The 21,117-nt window shown below is 39.6% G+C and carries 16 protein-coding genes; 10 read left to right on the top strand and 6 right to left on the bottom strand.

What is annotated here, in order from left to right; all coding sequences use genetic code 11:
• Window positions 1-158: 158 nt before the first annotated feature.
• From AC1DG9_RS01510 to AC1DG9_RS01500, 3 genes are all read right to left on the bottom strand, one after another.
• Window positions 159-1,529: an amidohydrolase family protein gene (locus AC1DG9_RS01510; protein WP_337717034.1), complete on the bottom strand. Its 1,371-nt coding sequence runs from the start codon at window positions 1,527-1,529 to the stop codon at window positions 159-161.
• Complete coding sequence (locus AC1DG9_RS01505; protein ID WP_477634240.1) at window positions 1,459-4,185, bottom strand: amidohydrolase family protein; 2,727 nt, start codon at window positions 4,183-4,185, stop codon at window positions 1,459-1,461. The genes AC1DG9_RS01510 and AC1DG9_RS01505 overlap by 71 nt, the downstream gene beginning before the upstream one ends.
• A 133-nt stretch (window positions 4,186-4,318) precedes the next feature.
• Window positions 4,319-6,493: a GH92 family glycosyl hydrolase gene (locus tag AC1DG9_RS01500; protein WP_288883405.1), complete on the bottom strand. Its 2,175-nt coding sequence runs from the start codon at window positions 6,491-6,493 to the stop codon at window positions 4,319-4,321.
• A gap of 101 nt (window positions 6,494-6,594) precedes the next feature.
• On the opposite strand from AC1DG9_RS01500, the gene AC1DG9_RS01495 reads away from it, so the two are divergent.
• The 3 genes from AC1DG9_RS01495 to AC1DG9_RS01485 all read left to right on the top strand — a co-directional run bounded on the left by AC1DG9_RS01495 (window position 6,595) and on the right by AC1DG9_RS01485 (window position 8,662).
• Window positions 6,595-7,260, top strand: a complete 666-nt coding sequence (locus AC1DG9_RS01495) for an O-methyltransferase (RefSeq protein WP_172662229.1) — start codon at window positions 6,595-6,597, stop codon at window positions 7,258-7,260.
• 10 nt (window positions 7,261-7,270) lie between these two features.
• Window positions 7,271-7,894, top strand: coding sequence for an HAD family hydrolase (locus AC1DG9_RS01490; RefSeq protein ID WP_477634239.1), 624 nt, complete (start codon window positions 7,271-7,273; stop codon window positions 7,892-7,894).
• 162 nt (window positions 7,895-8,056) lie between these two features.
• Window positions 8,057-8,662 carry a GIN domain-containing protein gene (locus AC1DG9_RS01485; protein ID WP_172662227.1) on the top strand — a complete coding sequence of 202 codons (606 nt, stop codon included), beginning with the start codon at window positions 8,057-8,059 and terminating at the stop codon, window positions 8,660-8,662.
• 70 nt (window positions 8,663-8,732) lie between these two features.
• Here AC1DG9_RS01485 and AC1DG9_RS01480 read toward each other — a convergent pair whose 3' ends face one another.
• Window positions 8,733-10,289, bottom strand: coding sequence for a flotillin family protein (locus AC1DG9_RS01480; protein ID WP_172662226.1), 1,557 nt, complete (start codon window positions 10,287-10,289; stop codon window positions 8,733-8,735).
• 1 nt (window position 10,290) lies between these two features.
• Window positions 10,291-10,857, bottom strand: a complete 567-nt coding sequence (locus tag AC1DG9_RS01475) for a serine protease (protein ID WP_172662225.1) — start codon at window positions 10,855-10,857, stop codon at window positions 10,291-10,293.
• A 171-nt stretch (window positions 10,858-11,028) separates the two neighbouring features.
• Between AC1DG9_RS01475 and ppnP the strand changes: the two genes are divergently transcribed.
• The 7 genes from ppnP to AC1DG9_RS01440 all read left to right on the top strand — a co-directional run bounded on the left by ppnP (window position 11,029) and on the right by AC1DG9_RS01440 (window position 20,465).
• The gene (gene ppnP, locus AC1DG9_RS01470; RefSeq protein WP_172662224.1) at window positions 11,029-11,343 is read left to right on the top strand and encodes a pyrimidine/purine nucleoside phosphorylase; all 315 of its coding nucleotides are present in this window, start codon (window positions 11,029-11,031) and stop codon (window positions 11,341-11,343) included.
• Window positions 11,344-11,427: 84 nt separating this feature from the next.
• Window positions 11,428-12,603, top strand: coding sequence for an MFS transporter (locus tag AC1DG9_RS01465; RefSeq protein WP_172662223.1), 1,176 nt, complete (start codon window positions 11,428-11,430; stop codon window positions 12,601-12,603).
• Window positions 12,604-12,607: 4 nt separating this feature from the next.
• Window positions 12,608-13,357, top strand: a complete 750-nt coding sequence (locus AC1DG9_RS01460; RefSeq protein WP_172662222.1) for a DeoR/GlpR family DNA-binding transcription regulator — start codon at window positions 12,608-12,610, stop codon at window positions 13,355-13,357.
• A 389-nt stretch (window positions 13,358-13,746) separates the two neighbouring features.
• Entirely contained in the window at window positions 13,747-14,283 is a 537-nt protein-coding gene (locus AC1DG9_RS01455) for an RNA polymerase sigma factor (protein ID WP_172662221.1), read from the top strand.
• Between the two features lie 144 nt (window positions 14,284-14,427).
• Window positions 14,428-15,351, top strand: coding sequence for a FecR family protein (locus AC1DG9_RS01450; protein WP_337717032.1), 924 nt, complete (start codon window positions 14,428-14,430; stop codon window positions 15,349-15,351).
• 69 nt (window positions 15,352-15,420) lie between these two features.
• Entirely contained in the window at window positions 15,421-18,702 is a 3,282-nt protein-coding gene (locus tag AC1DG9_RS01445; RefSeq protein ID WP_477634238.1) for a SusC/RagA family TonB-linked outer membrane protein, read from the top strand.
• 2 nt (window positions 18,703-18,704) lie between these two features.
• Window positions 18,705-20,465, top strand: a complete 1,761-nt coding sequence (locus AC1DG9_RS01440) for a RagB/SusD family nutrient uptake outer membrane protein (RefSeq protein ID WP_172662218.1) — start codon at window positions 18,705-18,707, stop codon at window positions 20,463-20,465.
• 171 nt (window positions 20,466-20,636) lie between these two features.
• Here the strand turns inward: AC1DG9_RS01440 and AC1DG9_RS01435 are convergent, their stop codons facing one another.
• The gene (locus AC1DG9_RS01435; RefSeq protein ID WP_337717029.1) at window positions 20,637-21,107 is read right to left on the bottom strand and encodes a group II truncated hemoglobin; all 471 of its coding nucleotides are present in this window, start codon (window positions 21,105-21,107) and stop codon (window positions 20,637-20,639) included.
• Window positions 21,108-21,117 lie beyond the last annotated feature (10 nt).

Here is a 21,117-nt window from a genome sequence, read left to right as displayed (position 1 = left end):
GGACATATTATAAACGAAAAGTTCAGGAGGGAAAGAACAAGATGAGCGTTTTAAATGCGGTAAGAAACAAAATCATCCATAGGATATTCGCTGTAATAAAAAACCAAACCATCTATAAAAATGATTTGGTTTTGTCATAGAAATCGAGACGACACGAGCTACTTCTTCCCAGCATTGTATTTATCACTAAACTTTTTGTCCAGCTGCTTGTGGAGGTTATCCAGATTAATGTCTCTGCCCTGAATAAATGCCTGCTCAACTTTATTGGTTTTCATATCAAGGGCGTCACCAGCGGAGATAAAGAAAGTCGCATCTTTACCAATTTCCAAACTTCCAGCCGTTTTATCTATTCCTAGTACTTTTGCAGTGTTTAATGTAATGGTCTGTAAAGCTTTTTCTTTATCTAAACCCCAGGCAGCAATAGTGCCAGCCATAAAAGGAAGATTCCTTAGCTGCCAATAACTGTGCATACCCATCACTACATCGAGTCCTGCATTGGCCAATACCCCAGCATTCTTATAAGGCATATTTACATCACTATCATCAGAATCGGGTAAGTTATGGGGCTCATTTACTATAATTGCTATGTTGTTTTCTTTTAAGAAACTGGTAATTAAATAAGCTTCATCGCCACCTACAATAACAGGCGTAATGCCGTATTTTTTGGCAAACTTAACCGCTGCAATGATGTCTTTCTCGCCTGCTGCGGTAATAAACAGTCGCTGACTGCCATCAAACAAATGTTTCATCGCTGCAAATCTTGTATTTGTTACTGCAGGTTTATCTGTTTCGGCATAGGCTTTTGCCTCAGCAAAAAACTGATCAAGGGCATTTAGAAGGTTTTGTGTACGTTCTTTAAGCACATCGGCAGAAACAACAGGTCTATTACCAGTGTTCCTGAATTTTGGCGTTACAGGCCAGTTCAAATGCATGGCATCATCTTTTTTGATAGCAGCATCTTCCCAGTTCCAGGCGTCGAGCTGTACTACTGATGAGCTGCCGGATATTGTGCCGCCCTGTGGAGTTATCTGAGCCATTAGTACACCGTTACTTCTTACAGTAGCAGGTACTTTAGAGTCTGTATTGTAAGCCACCAAAGCTCTGATGTGTGGGTTGAAATCCCCAATCTCGTTATAATCAAGCGTAGCTTTAACAGAACTGATTTCAATTAACCCAAGATTGGTGGTGGGAGCAATAAACCCGGGATAGATGTGTTTTTCGTTTGCGTGGATTACTGTTGAGCCAGTCATATCAATACGGGCAACTGTTGCATCTCCTACGCCTGTAATTTTTCCTTTATCAAAAATGAGGTAGCTGTTTTCAATAACCTTTCCATTGCCTACATGAAGCTTCGCACCCATCACAATGGTCTTTTTATCCTGAGGTTTTGCCGGTGAAATGTTGGCTTGTGCAAAGCTGCTTAATCCCAAAGGCAACATCAATAGCGTTAAAATGTATTTATTCATGGTCATGAGTCCTTTCCATTTCATTAAGTTCAAGAGAATAATCTTCCAATGTTTCGCAATCATACAAGTGCTTTTGCTCTGCTTTAGGGCGTTGCGTTTTGCTGCCTTTGTCTTTGCTGTCCTTCATTTTTTGAATTAACCGCGCCCGTTCCGATTGTTGTTCTTTTCTGATCTGGGCATCACGATCTATATCCCAGTATGCAACACCATCTACAAAAGTCTTCTCGGCCTTGGCATAAATAGATAGCGGATTATCAGACCAAACTACCACATCAGCATCTTTACCTACCCTAAGGCTGCCTACCTTATTGTCAATGTGCAGCATTTTTGCAGGGTTTAGCGTTACAAATTTAAAGGCATCCTCTTCGGGTACACCACCATATAAAACAGCTTTCCCTGCTTCTTGATTTAATCTGCGGGCCATTTCAGCATCATCAGAGTTAAATGCAGTTGTGATGCCTACGTTATGCATGATTTTTCCATTGTAGGGAATCGCTTCGGCAACCTCCATTTTATAAGCCCACCAATCAGAAAATGTAGAAGCGTTGATACCGCGGGCTTTCATTTTGTCGGCTACTTTATAACCCTCAAGAATGTGGGTAAAAGTATTAATCTTAAAACCTAAGCTATCTGCAACATGCATGAGCATATTGATTTCAGACTGTACATAAGAGTGACAGGTAATGAAGCGTTTATTATCCAGAATCTCTACTATGGCATCTAACTCCAGATCCTTGCGAACAGTGTTGCCCTTTTTGGCAAGTTCTGATTTATATTCTTTTGCACGTGTAAATTCATCAACAAAGGTCTGTTCAACGCCCATTCTGGTAACCGGGAATCGTGCGCCGGTGCCAAAGTTGCTCTGTTTTACATTCTCGCCAAGCGCAAATTTTATAAAACCATCGGCCCCTGCAAACTTTAACTCTTCTGGTAACTTGCCCCATCTTAATTTAATCAATTGTGACTGACCACCGATAGGGTTTGCAGAGCCATGTAGAATCTGTGAAGTAGTAACTCCGCCAGCTAGCTGACGATAAATATTTACATCTTCAGAATTGATAATATCTGCCACACGTACTTCAGAAGATACAGATTGTGCACCTTCATTGATACCTCCGGTACCTGCAATATGGGAGTGTTCATCTATAATACCAGGTGTTACATGTTTACCCGTTGCGTCAATTACTTTGGCGTTTCCGGTATTTAGGTTTTTGCCTACAGCTTTGATTTTGCCGTTTTCTAAAAGGACATCGGCATTTTGTAAAATACCTTCTTTTTCATTTGTCCATACCGTAGCATTTTTCAATAAAACGCTTTCCTGTTTTAAAGGTGTTGTATTGCCAAAGGYGGTAAATGGAAAAATTAATGAACCTACAGCATCTTTATTCTTTGGTTCAGCGGTTTTAGCAATCACTTTGTTTGTCGTGTCTTTTAAAGCATCATCTTTTTTAAACAGAATAAAGCGTTTGCCTTGCACCCAATTCTCTTCTATTATATTTTCCTTTTTAAAGAGGCTGTCCGATGTAATAATAAAGTTGGCCAGTTTTCCCTTTTCAAGAGTACCTACTTTATCCGCTATTCCAATCATCCCGGCAGGGATCTCAGTAAGTGATAAGAGCGCTTGTTTTTGAGTTAGCCCATTATCAAGAGCGGTGCGTATGTTTGTCCATAAATCTTTTGGTGCTTCCAGGCCCTGAGTGGTAAGTGAAAATTTAATTCCTGCTTTTTCCAGCGCTGCCGGATTGGTAGGAGCCATTTCCCATGCTTTCATTTGCGCCAGCGTTATATTCCTGTTTTCAACAGTATCCTCAACATCATAGGCTTTAATGAAATTAATGGGGATAATAAGACTTGCCCCGGTTGCTTTAACAGCCTCGATTCTTTGGTATTCATCACCATTAGATTTTATGATGTACTGTTTGCCAAATTCCTGTGCAATTTTGCTGGCCCTTAGTACATTTTGCCATCCCTCTGCTTCAAAAATCTGAGGAATGTTTTGTTGTTTGTTAAACTCTTCCAAGGAGATGTTGTATTCTTCTTTTTGTTTGCCATACCATTGTGCATCGTAATAAGTCTGACGCAGTAAGGCTATTGCACCCATCAAAGAAGTTGGATAATCATTTTGCGAAGATCCTTTGCTGAAAGAGTAATTCGCTGCCGATTGTGGATTAAGTATGGTGCTGTTTTCTTTTTCATCACTTAGTGTTACTGCAAGAGATGTTCCGCGGGCAATACCGTCTCTGCTAATTGCGTTTACCGTTCCAAAGCCTGCTTTACGCAAATCATCAGCTTTCTTACTGTCCGCAGCAAAAAAGGTGTTTGCTTTTGTTTCGGGTCTTATTGCCTCATTCCAGCCATAAGCACCTTTTTTTGTAGAGGTAAATATAGATTGACGCGGACCGGAAACACGGTTGGCTTCAGGTAATCCATATGAGGTAAAGGCATCAATAAGAGAAGGGTATATGAATTTTCCCTTTAAATCGATCACTACATATCCTTTAGGGATTGAGGTGGCAGTTCCTACAGATTGAATGGTTTGCCCTTTAATTAGTAATGTGCCATTAGGGATAATTTGATTTGCACTAACTACAATATTAGCATTGGTGAAAGCGTAAGTGCCTTGTCTGATGTCGTATGAGCCGTTAACCGGATAAGTTTGCTGGGCAAACAGGAGCGTAACAGAGAAAACCAGAGCCAGGCTAAGCAGAATTTTCTTCATAAAATTTAGTTAAGTCCCTAAATCTATTACAAAAAAGCCGGAATTAAAATCTTGTTGCCTGTATGGAGGGCTAAAAACTATAAATTCTGGCTAGCTTTTGCATATTTGTTACAAAAGCTAGCCAGAATGCTCATTATTTTGTGATGATTTCTAGATTGCCGCCGTTCTTAAACAGGTCATGAGATACAAAGTAACCTTTGTTCTCTACTCCGTTAACTTTTATAACAGTAATTCCTCGTCCTTTACCTGGTTTTTTGATGGTTAATGTTTTGTTGGTGTTTGTTTTCCAAATTACTTCATCAAAGAGAGGGGCTGTTACAAGGTATTCCGGGTCTGTTGCCGAAAATGTGTACAAACCTAATGAGCTCAACACATACCATGCAGACATTTCTCCGGCATCATCCATTCCGGAAAGTGCCAGGCCTTCAGGGCCAATTCCATACAGCTCGTTCAGTATTTTGTCGATGATTTTCTGTGATTTTTCCGGCTTGCCTATAAAGTGATAGGCAAAAGGAGCTTCATGATCTGGCTGATTGCCATGACAGTACTGACCGATCATTGTTTCTACATTTCGGGCGATGTACTTAGGGTTCCAAGGTACTGTAAACAATGAATCAAGTTTTGATTCAAAACCCACTGGTCCGCCATACAATTCAATTAATCCCGGCATATCATGAGGAGCAAAGAAAGATACCTGCCAGGCATTAGCTTCTCTGTACATATACTCATAGTATGGATACTGAGGATTAAAATTCTTAATCCAATCGCCATTTGGCAATCTGCCCCTCATGAAACGTGTGGAGGGATCAAACATGTTTTTAAAGTTTTTTGATCTGGCCATTAAGATCCCGTAATTGGTTGTATCTCCAAGCTTCTTCGCCATTTGCGCAAGCGAATAATCATCGTACGAATATTCCAGGGTTTTTGATACCCCTGCATTGGCTTTAGTTTCTACATGCGGATTAGCAATGTCAGGATCCGAAATATATCCTTTTTGAATATACTCCTCCAAATGAGGCCGTGCACCTGGCGATACATTTGCGTTTCTTAAAAGCAGCTTATAAGTGCCTTCTACATCGAAATTGTCAATTCCTCTCAGGTATGCCCCAACAATGGATGAAGCGCCATGATCACCATGGAAAAACGTAGGGATAAATCCGGTTTTATCGCCAACATCCTTCATTGATTTGATTACATCTAGTGCAACCTTAGGAGAAATCAACCCTAAAAGCACATCTTTATTGCGATATGTGTCCCATAAGGATGGTTCTGTGTAGTAGTTAAAGTCTGCTTTTCCTGGTTTCTTTTTTGCATCTGTATATTCTCCATTTACATCGCTTCGTAATGCAGGCCATAGCAAAGATCTGTACAAAGAAGAGTAAAGCATTTGTTTTTGCTTTTCAGTTCCACCTTTTACCTGAATAGATGATAATATAGTTTCCCACGTTTGGGTCCCTTCGTTACGGATTTGATTAAACGATTTAGTTCCAATTTCTTTTTCAAGGTTTTCTTTAGCATTTTCAGTACTTACAAAAGACAAACCTATTTTAAGTTCAACAGGTTCTTTGCCACCATCTGCCAGGTGAACCATAGCAAAGCCTTTTCTTGAACCTTCTTCCTGTTTTTCCAGCTTTTCGATATTATTGTTCAGTTTGGCGTAGAAATAAATTACCTCACCAACGTTTTGAAACCCTTGCAAATCTGTATTTCCTATCTGTTCAATTTTCCAATTTCCTACTCTGTTGTTTGCTTTGCCAAGGTCAAACAGGATTTTGCGACCGGTTTTGTTTTTATATTCATATTTATGATAGCCGGATCTTAATGTAGAAGTAAGGCTTACATTAACATCGTAATCATCCAGGTATACCTGATAAAAGCCTGGTGCTGAACTTTCTTTTTTATGAGAAAAGTGGGAACCGAACTTGCCATCCTGATCTGGAGTTGTTGATTTTCCTGAAACAGGAAGGATAGGGATATTGCAAAGATTCCAGTGGCCTTTATTGGTATGGGTAAAGCCATAAATCATGTTGTCTTCATATTCATATCCGGCGCCCGATCCGTATTCTGTAATGGGGCTAAGTTGTACCATGGCATTAGGCATCGAACTGCCTGGAAAGGTAAGTCCTGCCCACGATCTCCATCCTTTAGGTAGGTTATAACCAAGGATCGCTGAATCGGTAAGTGGTGCAGTACCGATAAACGTATTTACATACTTGGTAAAACTTTTTGTTTTCTGGCCCTTACTTACATTAAAAGATGCAAGCAGAACGATCAGCATTAAGCTTAGGTTTTTAATTCTGAGTTTCATTTTAATTTAAACATTTGTGTTGTTTACCAAATATATAAATTTCGAAAAGATTACTCCCCGGTTTGTCATTGTACATGCCGCCGCGAATTTTATATTTGTATATGGATCAGGAAATATTTGGTAAAGTAGACCATTACATCAGTCAGATGTTGGCACCGGAAGACGAAGTTCTTCAGGAGACAATAAAATCTTTAGACACCGCAGAAATGCCTCAGATCAGCGTTACAGCAAACCAGGGTAAGTTTTTGCAGGTTATTGCACTTATGTGTAATGCAAAAAGAGTGCTTGAGCTGGGCACGCTTGCTGGCTATAGCACAATATGGCTGGCAAGATCACTTCCCGAAGATGGTAAGATTGTTACAATCGAATTTGATCCCCGTCATGCAAATGTTGCAAAGCAGAACATTAAAAATGCCGGACTCCTGGATAAAGTTGACATAAGAGTAGGTAAGGCGATGGACATTATGCTGGAAATAAAGGAAGCCAAAGAAGAACCTTTTGATCTTATATTTATTGATGCAGACAAGCCACCTTATACTGAGTATTTTGAAATGGCATTAAGCCTATCTCATCCGGGAACGGTTATCATTTGCGATAATGTGATCCGGGAAGGTAAAGTACTTGATGAGAATAGTACAGATGATAGGGTTATAGGTGTGCAGCGTTTCAATAAATTGTTAGCTTCCAATAAAAATGTCACTGCAACTATACTTCAAACAGTTGGCGTTAAAGAATACGATGGTATGGCTATTGCCGTAGTAAAATAAATAATTCACGATGATTCAGAACAAAAAAATCACTACACTTTTTACTGATATAGGTGGGGTATTACTCACTAACGGCTGGGACCGGAAGGCAAGGGCCGAAGCAGCGCAACTATTTAATCTGGATCTTATAGAGGTAGAAGAAAGACATCACCTCACCTTTGATACTTACGAGGTTGGAAAAATTACACTTGATGAGTACTTGGATAGGCTTGTGTTTTATGAAGACCGGGATTATTCTAAGGACGATTTTAAAGAATTTATGGTCAGTAAATCTCTTCCATATCCTGATATGATTAAACTGATATGCGATCTAAAGAAGAAGTATAACTTAAAGGTGGCAGTGATCAGTAACGAAGGGAGAGAGCTTAATCAGTATCGGATCAGTACTTTCAAACTAAATGAATTTGTTGATTTTTTCATCTCTTCAAGTTTTGTCCATTTCAGAAAGCCGGATGCAGATATCTTTAAGGTTGCTATAGACATTTCTCAAAGTGATGTCGAAACAAGTATATATATAGATGACAGGATGCTTTTTGTGCAGATAKCGGAGGGGCTGGGGTTAACCGGAATCTGCCATACAGACTATGAAGACACCAAAATAAAACTGGAACAGCTCGGCTTAAGTGTCGATTGATTTCATATCTAAAAAATATTTACAGCCGTTGGTCGAAATTTTTAGGGAGTTTGTCGTGAGTTACACGATGCTGGTATAATACGCCGGATTTGGGTGAAACGAAAGGGGAGTAGTGAGGTCTTATTAATAAAAACAATAAGAAAAATCCTAAAACATAAAGTCATGAAAACTCTAACAAAAGCACTATTCGGAACAGCATTAGCAGCAATCTTTTTAACCTCTTCGGCAATGACAACTTTAGCTGCCAATAACATTGAAATTACTTCAGTAAAAACAAGTTCAAAAGGAATCAACAGAATTTGGGTTGCAGGAAATGTGAAGATTGTATTAACCCAAAGTGATAAGGAAGGAGTTTTTGTTGATGAAAACTTCGATGCAAATAACACATCAGTTTTAAGAAGGGGAGAAACTTTGTTTATCAACTCTACAGAAAGTAATCAGGTTACGGTAAATGTTTCTGTAAAGGATCTGCAAAGAATAGAAGCTGCAGGTGGTTCAGTAGTTGTTACTAAAGGCAACTTTGATGTAAAATATCTTCAGTTGTTTTTAAGTCAAAGTGCAACAGCTAAAATTAACTCTAGGGTGGGTAGTTTATATACAGTGATCAGTGAGGATGCAGTGTTAAAGATGAGTGGTAGTTCAGATGAGCATACCTTGATCGCAAGTAATATGGAGAATGTTAAATTTGATAATTTTGCCAGTTTGAAAACAGAGAATTTAAGTGAAGGGGTGATTATGAGTGCTGATAAAACAGCGGCAATAAAGTAAAATAAAACGCTTAATCCATGAGAAAGCCCGGTATTACCGGGCTTTTTTTATGAACTTACTTCGGCTTGCTTTACGGCATTGGACTTTCGTCGGCCTTATTTATTTCACTTTTAGCAGGAGCAGCATCTTGTCCATCAGTTGGTTCCGAGCCTTTTAGGTAATTAGGCAGGTTTAATCCGGCCATATTAAACAGATCATTAAGCGGGGGAACAGTTTTCATCATTCCCGAAACAAAATTGGCGGTAGATGAATTGCCGTTTTCACTAGCACCGCTGCCTGAATCCCACACGGTGATCTTGTCGATCTTAATATTTTTCACTGCTTCAACTTGTGTTTTTACCAATTCCGGTAATTTCTCAATTAGCAATAACTGGAATGCTTTGGTTGGGTCGCCACCTGCAGCGGCTACTACTTCTTTATAACCTTCTGCCTGTTTCGTTAGTATTTCGAACAGACCCTTTGCCTCGGCTTCCATCTTTGCAAAGATGGCATCTGCTTCACCTTTCGCATTTTCCCTAATGGTTTCGGCATCTGCTTGTGCTTGTATAATTGCCCTTTGCTTGGCAATTTCAGCCGGAATAACTATGTTGGCAATCTGTGTAGCCCTTTCTCTTTCCGAACGGGCAGCCTCGGCTTTTTGTTCAGCCAGGTATGATGCTTCCAATGCCTGAGCCTGTTGAACCTTTTCTGCAGAAACCGCTATTTTTAACGATTCAGCTTCTTTCTCTCTACGAAGTGCGTCGGAATTAGCGATATCTATTTTTGCTTCATTTTCTCCTTTTACGGCAATGGCATTGGCTTCTGAAGTTTTGATACGCGTATCTCTCTCCGCTTCGGCCTTACCAATTCTTTCATCTTTAACCGCTGAGGCGATGCTGATTTCCCTGTCTTTTTGGGTAATGGCAATTTTAACATCACGCTCACGCTGGGTCTCGGCAATCTGAACATCTTTTTCCCTGTCGGCAATAGCTTTACCGGTTTCACCAATTTTGGTTTGTTCTGCAACACTAATCAAAGCCTCGTTAATGGCCTTTGCTGCGGCCTCTTTACCAAGCGCTTCGATATAGCCAGACTCGTCCTTAATATCTGTAACGTTAACGTTGATCAGTTTAAGCCCGATCTTTTTAAGCTCAGTATCTACATTTTTTGAGATGTTATCCAGAAACTTATCCCTGTCAGAGTTTATTTCTTCAATGGTCATGGTGGCAATAACCAGGCGGAGCTGTCCGAAAAGAATATCCTTGGCCAATTCCTGTATCTCCGGTGCAGCAAGGCCAAGCAAACGTTCAGCAGCATTGTTCATGCTGTCGCTTTCTGTAGAAATGGCAATTGTAAAGCGACATGGAACATCAACCCTGATGTTCTGACGGCTTAGCGCATTTACTAAGTTCGCTTCAATTGAAATCGGCTTAAGGTCAAGGTACGCGAAATCCTGAATAACCGGCCAGATAAAGGCGCCTCCGCCATGAATACACTTGGCCGAAGTTCCTCCGGTTTTTCCGTAAATAACCAAAATTTTGTCTGAAGGACATCTTTTGTAGCGGGCAATTAACGCCGATAGCATTACAAAAATAACGATAACGGCAACAACGATGATGGTAAGTGGTGATTGTAAGATGTTTTCCATTCTAAATTCTTTCTACTAAGACTATGTTTTGGGTTTCTATACTAATGATGGTTACAGTTGATGCGCTTTCTATTGATTCTCCATTGGTAATGGCATCAATTTCCCGAAAGGATCCGTTAATGCTGATCTGGATTTTACCGGTTCCTGTTTTATTTGCTGGGATGCGCAGATAAACAGTTGCATTTTTGTTTAAGGTAGATTCTATCTTAAAAGTATTGTTCTCTGCCAGCTTTTGAATTTGCTTCATTATTAAGAAAAACAAAAAGATAAAACCAGCTCCTACTAAAACGGACACGATGATCAGTAAAGGTTTATTCGTAATAATGGAGTAAAATGAGATACCGGCCCAACTCAATCCCAAAAGAAAGTTAATTAAATTTCTGAATGAGAATAGCTGAAAGGGTGCATCCGCATGATCAAGGTTTCCATCAAAATCGGCGTCTATTCCATCTGCAGAATCAACGCCAATAAATGTTAAAATAGTTTGAATTATAAATATCAAACTTACGGGTATAGCTATATACCAATATGCCCTTAGTAAGGGTTCGAGAGCGTTAAAGTAATCCATTGTTGTAAAAATATAATTTTTCTAAAACTTAAACAAACCAAAAATGGCATTAAAAAACACCAATTTTGGCTTGGAAATCTAAGCGGGAACTTTATGAAAATTAAGAATTGAGATTTATTAATTAATACATTTGCCTTCAGAAACAACCTTTAACCGAATAAAACTATAATCATGAGTAATTCTGATAACTCTTCTGAACTTAACGACGTAATATCTCACAATGTATATTTTGAAGGCAAAGTGCAAAGCCTTGGCCTGGAAACGCTAAAAGGCAAAGCTACAGTTGGCGTAATGAAAAAGGGAACCTATACGTTTTCTGCATCATCACCAGAAGAAATGGTAATCGTATCTGGCATTATGCATGTAAAACTTCCGGGCGACAGCTATAAAGAATATAAAAGCCAGGAAAATTTCCACGTGGCTGCTGGTACTTCTTTTGATATTATATGTGACGACGATGTAGCTTATATCTGCTATTACGGCTAATCTAATTCAATTCTTTTATCTAAAGCCATATTATTTTTGCGTATTTGTGCAAATTTGCATTTATTTGCAGTACTAATATGCGTTATGGACATCATTGAAAAAACGATAAAAGCAAGACGAGCCACAAAAGCAGTATTCTTGGTATGTGGACTTGGCGTATCGAGTTGGGCACCGATGGTTCCTTATGCAAAGGAAAGGCTTCAGTTAAACGATGCAAGTTTAGGCTTACTACTTTTACTGTTAGGTACAGGCGCCATTAGTATGATGCCCGTAAGTGGTATTTTGTCTAATCGCTACGGGAGCCGGATAGTTATGCTGTGCTCTGCTTTAGTTATGGCGCTAACACTTCCATTGCTTTTAATTATGGACAATGTGATCTGGATGGGAGTGGTACTGTTCATATTTGGTTCGGCGGTAGGCACTGTCGATGTGGCAATGAACTCTCACGGAGTACATGTGCAAAATAGATTTGGTAAACCAATTATGTCGTCACTTCACGGACTTTTTAGTGTTGGCGGGCTTTTGGGCTCCCTGGGTTTGGGTTTCCTGATGAAACTTGGCCTGGAGCCAATAACTGCCGCCGTAAGTATCGCTGTTTTGCTGATCATTATTGTTTCATGGAAATACAGCTCATTATTCGATCAGCAGACCGAAAGGGCTGCTATTAAAGATTTCTCTTCACATGATCAGAATAGTAATTCCAGCTCGTTCTCGTGGCTAACCGGAGGTGTTCTTTTTTTAGGCGCAATGTGTTTTGCTGTTTTTCTGGCCGAAGGATCGATGTTAGACTGGAGTGCAGTTTTCTTAACAGAAAACAGAAAAATAGACGAAGAACTGGCTGGCGTTGGTTATGCAGCATTTTCAATTGCAATGGCCACTATGCGATTACTTGGAGATAAACTGGTTTCCCACCTTGACGGGCCAAAAGTTGTTATCGGTGGAAGCCTTATTGGTGCCGCAGGTATTTTTTTAGTAATACTCACGCCTTGGTTGGTTACCGCTCTGCTGGGTTTTATCTTATTGGGTTTAGGCGCAGCCAATATTGTCCCCGTGTTCATTAGTGAAGGTGGCCGGTTAAAAAATGTTTCTGCTTCAGTATCCATTCCCGCAATTACTACCATCGGCTATGCCGGACAATTAGCCGGACCAGCTATGCTTGGATTTATTGCTCATCATTATTCATTGCCCATAGCTTTAGGTTTTAGCGGCTTTTTGCTTATTCTGGTAGCTGTTTTCTATAAAATGAAACCTAAACATTAGTGTTATGTTAAGAGAAGAGCGTTTTGATCATATTATTAGTCTTTTAAAGCGTGACGGCAAAGTAGCTTACGATTTATTGTCAGCCGAACTAAATGTTTCTGAGGATACCATCAGAAGAGACATTGAAACACTTCATAGTAATGGATTATTAGCTAAGGTAAGAGGGGGCGCCATTTTACCTTCAAGAAACCCATTAAGTTTTCAGAATCGTACAGCGTATCTTACCGAAGGAAAAGATGTAATAGCCCTAAAGGCACAGCAATTTATCAAAAAGGGGCAAACCGTGTTTATGGATGGGGGAACCACTATATGTGCAATTGCCGCGCACTTGCCACTAGATTCCAACTTTAGAGTGGTTACTAATAACCAGGCGCTTATTCCAATTCTATCAAAATTTAAAGAAATTGAAATAATTGTGTTAGGCGGGGTTTATAACCGCAATACAGAAACCAATACCGGTGTTAAAACTTGCGAAGAGGTTAAGCATTATGTGGCAGACGTGTATTTTATGGGAACATGTGCTGTTCAGAGTAAATTTGGAATTACTGCAGCAATAAATGAAGATGGAGAAGTAAAACAGGCAATGCTAAATTCCTCCATAAAAAAGATTGCATTGAGTAATACAGAGAAATTGGATGGCGTGCATAGTTTTAAAGTATGCGACATGCAGGAAATAGATGTGCTAATTACTGATATCCCAAGTGACGATAGCAGATTAGACGCTTATCGCAATTTGGGAATAAAACTGGTTTAATCAAGAAGAAGGGTGGATGAACCCTAAACACCCACCCTAGTTCCTGCGCCTATCTCTCTCACTTTCCTAAAAGGTCCTCCCCGGACATAATAGTTATGCAAAAGCAAGGCCAGCCAATGAAAAGTCCTTTAAAGCATTAATAACCAGCCACCCCCAAAAGAGCCAGTGTATAATATGCATCAAAATGTAGAAAGAATATCCTCAATTGCGCCGGTGTGTATATCCTGCAAATAAATTTTGGTTAGAAATGCAATCTTCGGTCTTTGCTTGATAGTTTAAAATAGGTATATTCAGCTAACCAAATACTAAGAATTAATTTAAATATAACCTTTAAATAAAATTGAGGCTATTTAAGTTTTGTTACTTAGCGCACAAACAGACAAGCTCCAATGAAAGACCTTAAAAGCTTTGAATATATCTATATCCAGCATTGGGAAAAATTATATGCCTTCTGTTTTAAGATGACGGGTGACGAATATGTTTCACAAAACATAGTACAGGATATCTTTACCGACCTGTGGGACAGAAGAGATAAAGTCCAGATTTTATCTATAGAGCATTATTTATTTAGGGCCGCCAAAAACCAGGTACTAAAAGAGTATAGGAAAAAGCGCTTTGATACGGTAGTTATTGAGGAAAAATTTGAAAACTACCTGGTCGAGAACACGTCTTCGCTAGAACCAGAATTGCTCGATAAACTTTACTCCTTATTAGAACATCTTCCTGAGAAAAGGAAAGAAATTCTGATTATGAACAAATTAGAGGAAATGGATATAGCGCAAATTGCAGCTACGCTGAACCTCTCTAAACAAACGGTAAAAAACCAGCTTTCTTCTGCATTAAAGCAGCTAAGAGTCCATGCCGGAGAAACATCTTTGCTAATCTTTGCAATTGGAATTTACCTTGTCACTCATATCATGCTATAGTACACGCCCGTCATCTCTCCTATCGTCGAAATGACGAAATAATCTCTCATTGATTAGAAAGTGAATTACAATTAACAATTATTTAACATACTCCGATAGTACTTTTTTGCCATCGCTGGTACTTATAGTTGATTTATAAGTATTATGACAAAAAAGAAGGTACACTATCTCAGGCATCTGATAGAGAAAAACGAGAAAAATGAAATTTCTGAAGCAGAGAAAAATCTGTTGGAGGATTTTCTAAAAAAAGAATTTGACAATGCTGAATGGGATAGCACTAAAATGGGTTCTAAGGAAAATGTTTCTGCCGAGATATTTAAGAACATAAAGGCCCATGGCACGGTAAAAAAATCTTTCGCAATCTATTATAAATATGCTGCCGCCGCGTGTATTGTCTTGATGTTGGGCATTGGAGTCTTTTTAAACGCTAAGGTTGATGTTAAAGATATCACCGTAACAACTGCCTCTGCTACCGATTCTGTAAAGCTTACTGATGGTACACTGGTTTACCTTGCTGCAAACTCAGTTTTTAAATACCCTGAACAATTTAATAGCAAAACCAGATCTGTTACCCTGCTAAAAGGCAATGCTTTTTTTAAAGTAACAAAAGATCCGAAACATCCTTTCATCATTACCTCTGCTAATATTAAAACAAGAGTATTGGGAACCTCATTCCATATCAGTCTTGATAAAGGCAGGTCAAGCGTTACTGTAATCACAGGGCATGTGCGCGTGTCTTCAGATAAGCAGATTACTTATCTGGAACCCAATGAAAGAGCAGTTTTCAGTACATCAGGGCTTAAAAAACAAAGAGTAGGCGATATGTCGCTTTACGGCTGGTATAAGAAGGATATAGATTTAAATAATGTAACCCTCCATAAGGTATTTACCCTCCTCAATTTCAAGTATGGAGTAAACTTTAAGCCTGAGGATAAAGAAATGCTAAATACAAGGATAACGCTATATATCAAAGGCGGTTTATCACTTCGAAATATCCTGGATCAAATCAATTATGTTACACACCTAAAATTCAAACCATATGGAGAGACAGTAACCGTAAGTCATTAAAAAAAAACCGCAGTTGCTGAGAACAACTACGGCTAACTATTAAGTATCAAATAAATTAATAACTTAAATATGCATTATAAATATACTTTTTTTAACCTGAAAAAGATATGTTTTCTGGCTGCCGGTTTCCTGCTTCTGCAACCAGCCCAGTCAAAAACATTGGTTAACAGTTACTTCAACGAAAATACCAAGGCATCCAACGAGACCTTGGTAAACATCTTTTTACAATTGAGCAAGCAAACCAACTATAAGTTTAGCTATAGCGAGGCGGTAATTGCAGATAAGAAGACATACCCGGTTACCTATTCCAAACCGCTTAAAGAGCTGCTTAAGGACCTGTCTGAAAAAGCCGATTTTAGCTATAGTATTGTTGAAAATCTGGTGTTGATCAGTAAGAATAAAAAAGATAAAACACCTGCTAAAGTGTCTTCAATTCAACAAACCATAAAGGGTAAAGTGTTGGATGAAAACGACCTGCCGCTTATAGGTGCAACAGTTAAAGAAACAGATTCTAAAAATGCTGTTAGTACAGGTACTAAAGGCGAATTTGAAATCAGATCTGCCAAAGGAAAAACCTTAGAAGTATCATTTATTGGATATAAAAGCAAACTGGTTGTAATTGATGCCGATGTGCTTACCATTAAACTGGAGCCTGATGCATCCAGTCTGGGCGAAGTTTTAGTTGTAGGTTATGGAAAACAAACAAAGAAAGATGTAACCGGTTCAGTTACCCAATTGGATGAAAAGAGCTTCAGACAAGGAGTTGTGGTATCGGCCGATAACTTATTGCAAGGTAAAGTTGCCGGTGTAAGGGTAGTGAACAGCAGCGGTGAGCCGGGTGGTGGTGTTGATGTAACCATCCGTGGTGTAGGCTCTATCAGAAGTGGAAGCACGCCGCTTTTTGTAGTAGATGGAGTACCTTTAACTAACGACGACGTAAGCCCGACCGGACAAAATGTAGGATTTGGATCATCCAAGGCAAAGAACCCGCTTAACTTTTTAAATACAAGTGATATTGAATCTATCTCTGTTTTAAAAGATGCTTCTGCAGCTGCAATTTATGGAGCCCGCGGTTCCAACGGGGTAGTTATTGTAACCACTAAAAAAGGGAAAAAGGGAGAGGCTACCTTTACCGCCGATTCTTACCTTGGCCTTTCTACCGTAGCACATAAGCTTGATCTGCTTTCGGCAGATGAATACCGTAATGCAATTACCGAGAAAGCTTTTGACCATGGTGGCAACACCGATTGGCAGGATGTGATTTATCGTCGCGCACAAACCAGAAACAATTCATTATCGTTTTCGAAACAAACAAATTCTGGTAACTACTATGTGTCTGCCGCACAGATGGACCAGGAAGGTATTGTTAAAAACAGTGACTTCAGACGTACTTCAGGCAGGATCAATGCCTCTGAATCTTTTCTTGACAACCAGCGTTTAAAAATAGGCGTAAACCTTACCGCAAGTGAAACAAAAGATGATGGCGTTCCGACCAGCGACGATGGAGGTTCCAATGGACAGCTGATCATCCAAACCTTAATGTCTAATCCAACACGTCCGGTATTTGATGAAAATGGTAAATACACCAATTTCAACATGAATGCGCATTACAACCCGGCTTATTTGCTTAGCGTTTATCGCGACAGAACACGCACGTTAAGAGTGCTTGGAAATATGGACGTTTCATTCAGAATAGTAAAAGGCCTTGAATACAAATTTAACCTGGGCTTAGATCGTTCTGTAGCAGAAAGGAATACCACTATATTCCCTAACTTAACAGACATTAATCCAACCGGGAAATACGTGCAGTACAATTTAAACTCTAAAAGCACGCTTATGGAGCACTACCTGAACTATAACCTGTTAGAAGGCAAACACAAACTGGAAGTACTTGGCGGGTTCTCCTATMAAAAGTTTGAGCGGGGCGGAAATAGCTTTAGCATTGATGGGATAGCTGATCAAAGCTCAGGTGTTTTACCAGAAAACAACCCTGGTTTTGCAGGTAAACAAACAGGAGTATTCGGATTTGCGCAGGAAAATGAATTGCAGTCTTTTTTCTCAAGGGTTAACTACTCGTATGCAAATAAATACCTGTTAACAGCTTCTGTACGTGCCGATGGTTCTACCCGTTTCGGAAAAAACAATAAATACGGTTACTTTCCTTCCTTTGCACTTGGCTGGAACATGTCGCAGGAAGATTTCCTGAAAGATGTTTCTTTCCTTGATAACCTAAAATTAAGAGCCAGTTGGGGTCAAACTGGCAACCAGGAGGTCGAAAATAAAATCACTAAAGCCAGTTACGCACTATCAACCGGCGACGGATACTATTTGTATAATGATTTAGCTCTGGTAAACGGCATCTCTGTTACCAGAACACCAAATCCTGATTTAAAGTGGGAAGTAGTAACTCAATACAACGTGGGATTGGATTTTGAACTATGGAAAGGCAAATTATACGGAACATTAGATTATTTCAAAAAAACCACAACTGATGCCATTCTTAATATTCCTTCACAGGTGCTAAGCCCTACCAATACCGTATGGGTAAATATTGATGGTAAAATAGTAAACAAAGGGTTTGAGTTTATGTTGGGCTCCAGGCTGATCGACAATGGTAATTTCAGCTGGTCAATTGATGTCAACGGTGCCACACTTCAAAATAAAATTGAAAACCTACCCGTTTCCGAAATCCTCTCAGGAACAATTTCAGGTCCCGGACAGTCAGGGGTAGCGGCCAATATTTATAAAAGTGGTTATGCTGCTGGCTCATTTTACCTATTGGAACATATCGGATATGATGATAAAGGAGCTAACATCTTTAAGGATGTTAATAACGATGGGGTAATCAATAACAATGACCGTGTGATCATTCAAGGTGCAATTCCCAAATTTACCTACGGTTTTAATAGCCAGATGAATTACAAAAGCTTCGACTTCTCCTTTTCAATCATAGGCCAGTCGGGTGGTTATTTGGTAAATAATACGGGGTTAAATGCATTAAACATTAATAACCTGGCTTCAGACAGAAACGTTTCTACCCGTTATTTTAAATCTGGTGCCAATCCTGCAAATCCCCCTCAGCTTTCTACACTTTACTTAGAGAAATCGGATTTCTTAAGACTTAATTCGGCACGTTTGGGCTATAATTTTAAGTTCAACAAGCTGACCTGGCTTAATGGTTTAGGCATTTATGTTACCGGACAAAATTTATTTACAATCACTAAATACAGTGGTTACGACCCATTAATTAACAGTCCAAAAGCGAGTGGTGGAAACCAATCATTGGGTATAGATTATTCTAGCTATCCAACTGCAAAAACGTTTCTTTTTGGCGCAACTATAAAATTATAAAAATGAAAACAAACAAACTATTTAGAGCAAGAAATATCATATTTCTACTTGGAGCCTTGTTTCTTACCAACTGTACGAAATTAAACGAGGTTGTGCTTGATGAAGTATTAGGTGAAGATGCTTCCAATCCTGCGGGTGCTTTAGCGGCAGCTTACGACAGGTTGGGCGACGGAACCTTTGTAGATCATGGGGCGGTATTTTCATTACAGGAATATACAACAGACGAGGCCCTGCTGCCTACACGTGGAAGCGACTGGGGCGATGGCGGTAAATGGCGTTCTATGCATGAGTTTACCTGGGCGGCCGATAATCCGATTGTAACAGATAACTGGAATATGCTTACCAATGGCATCACCAGATCATTAACAGCTATAAAAGCAAACAGCACGGGTACCGGCGCACAAAAGGATCTTTTCCTTGCCGAAGCTAAAGGCTTATTAGCCTACTATACCTATACTACCCTTGATCTGTTTGGGCAAGCGCCTTACCGTGATCCAGCTAATGAAAATGCCCCGTTAGAAATTAGACAGGCAGCATCAGCAATAGACGGACTTATTACCGAGGTAGAGGGTTTAATTCCAAGTCTTGCCACGTTGGGAGAGCAATCCACTCATAACGGAAGGTTTACTAAAGAGGCGGCTTATGGATTATTAGCTAATATGTACCTTAACCGTGCAGTGTATAAAGATCGCTATGCAGCTTCCTTTAATTTTAATGAGAAGTCGGTAAACAGCAATGATACTGATATGGATAAGGTGATCTATTACACCTCATTATTGATCAACCCTGGTAAATTCCGTTTGGAAACCAACTATTTCGACAACTTCGCAATCAAAAATTCAGGTGGTTCTGAACTTATTTTTGTGGTGGTGCAAAAAATAGATTACATCAGAAACGGTTCTAATTCCTTTGCATATGTTGGTGTAGAGCGTAACCAAAAACCATCTCCTGCAAACAGAGGAACTAATGCAGCCTGTATCAGTCCGGAGTTTTATGCTACCTGGAATGGAAACCACGACGATCCAAGGTTTACCAGAAAGTACCAGTATAGCGATGGAACCTGGTTTATGAACGATGCAGTGGGTAGTGTTCCCGCATCAGATATTGTTCCTAAAAGCAATAACCTGCCATGGTTTCATTTCAATCGCGGTATCATGGTTGGGCCTCAGTATGGGCCTAAACTTAATGCTTCGGGTGGTTTTGAAATGACTGACAACGGAAGGATTAAAGTTTCTGAGCTTTACATGGAAAAAAGTACCGGTACACGTATGGATTTTACTCCTGAACTTAATTTTACTAACCCTACACAAGCTGTGTTTGCTCAAAACCAGATCAACAGGGGAGCGCGCGTATTTAAGTTTGAGTTTGACCCTGAAGAAGGAAACGGAACCAGCAATGTTGATATCCCCTTGTTCCGTTTAGGCGTTATTTATACCATGAGGGCAGAAGCCTATTTCCGTAAAGGACAAACTGCCTTGGCATTAAACGACATCAACATTTTACGCACGTCAAGAAAAAGAGAATCGCTTTATGGAAATGCACCGGGTGTAGCGATAACATCGCTTGACGAGGCTGGTCTTTATAAAGAGATTGCTTTTGAAACGTATTGGGAAATGTTCAGAAGACCACAAATGATCCGCTTTGGAAAATATGAACTTCCTTTTAGTGCCAAGCCAACATCTCAGCCTACAAGAAGGATATTTCCAATACCTCAATCAACTTTAGATGTAACCAAGGCATTCCATCAGAATCAGGGATACTAAGGTTATTCAGTTTTTTTTAGGGTTGTTAGGGCGTAAAGTTGCCCCTGACAACCCTTTCTTGTATACTTTGGTTAAAGCTGGTTCGTCGCTTGTTTTACGCTTGTTCGAGAAAATGCACATTTTTACGAACTAAGAATGAGTAGGGGAGGTCAGAAATACGAACTATTGTGTTTATGGGATAAAAGGCCCGCCAGGCTCTCCCCATCCCCATTTGGGCATGGGTTCATCCGGATTTAATGCCACTTCCATTTCTGAAGAATTCAAAACAGCAATCCTGGTTCCCCATTCAATATAGGCTACAAATGCCGAGCGAAACTCAGGATCATCAGGTAAAGTAAGCTCGTCTGCAGTTTCTATAAGAAGCTGCACCCAACGTTTTCTATGGGTTTCTGTTAAATGTTTGCCAAGGTGTTTTTGAATCATTTTAAAGTGCGAACCTTCTTCGGAACTGTACATTTTAGGGCCACCAAAAACTTCGGCAATAAAATGTGCTACATGCAATTGATGATCGGCAGACATATGTTTAAAAATAGGTTCAAGAGTGTCATCAAGCAGAACTTTTTTATAAAAAGAACTCATAAGTTTCTCAAAAACAGGCATGCCTCCGGCCCATTCGTAAAGTGTTGGAATATTCTTTTCCATCTGTTTCTAT

This window comes from Pedobacter sp. 05L430 (assembly GCF_056397585.1).
This window is presented reverse-complemented; position numbering and strand designations above follow the sequence as displayed.

Coding starts and splice junctions, on each gene's coding strand:
- AC1DG9_RS01510 (WP_337717034.1), bottom strand. CDS start 1,529: ATGATTGCGAAACATTGGAAGATTATTCTCTTGAACTTAATGAAATGG.
- AC1DG9_RS01500 (WP_288883405.1), bottom strand. CDS start 6,493: ATGAAACTCAGAATTAAAAACCTAAGCTTAATGCTGATCGTTCTGCTT.
- AC1DG9_RS01495 (WP_172662229.1), top strand. CDS start 6,595: ATGGATCAGGAAATATTTGGTAAAGTAGACCATTACATCAGTCAGATG.
- AC1DG9_RS01485 (WP_172662227.1), top strand. CDS start 8,057: ATGAAAACTCTAACAAAAGCACTATTCGGAACAGCATTAGCAGCAATC.
- AC1DG9_RS01480 (WP_172662226.1), bottom strand. CDS start 10,289: ATGGAAAACATCTTACAATCACCACTTACCATCATCGTTGTTGCCGTT.
- AC1DG9_RS01475 (WP_172662225.1), bottom strand. CDS start 10,857: ATGGATTACTTTAACGCTCTCGAACCCTTACTAAGGGCATATTGGTAT.
- ppnP (WP_172662224.1), top strand. CDS start 11,029: ATGAGTAATTCTGATAACTCTTCTGAACTTAACGACGTAATATCTCAC.
- AC1DG9_RS01465 (WP_172662223.1), top strand. CDS start 11,428: ATGGACATCATTGAAAAAACGATAAAAGCAAGACGAGCCACAAAAGCA.
- AC1DG9_RS01460 (WP_172662222.1), top strand. CDS start 12,608: ATGTTAAGAGAAGAGCGTTTTGATCATATTATTAGTCTTTTAAAGCGT.
- AC1DG9_RS01455 (WP_172662221.1), top strand. CDS start 13,747: ATGAAAGACCTTAAAAGCTTTGAATATATCTATATCCAGCATTGGGAA.
- AC1DG9_RS01450 (WP_337717032.1), top strand. CDS start 14,428: ATGACAAAAAAGAAGGTACACTATCTCAGGCATCTGATAGAGAAAAAC.
- AC1DG9_RS01440 (WP_172662218.1), top strand. CDS start 18,705: ATGAAAACAAACAAACTATTTAGAGCAAGAAATATCATATTTCTACTT.
- AC1DG9_RS01435 (WP_337717029.1), bottom strand. CDS start 21,107: ATGGAAAAGAATATTCCAACACTTTACGAATGGGCCGGAGGCATGCCT.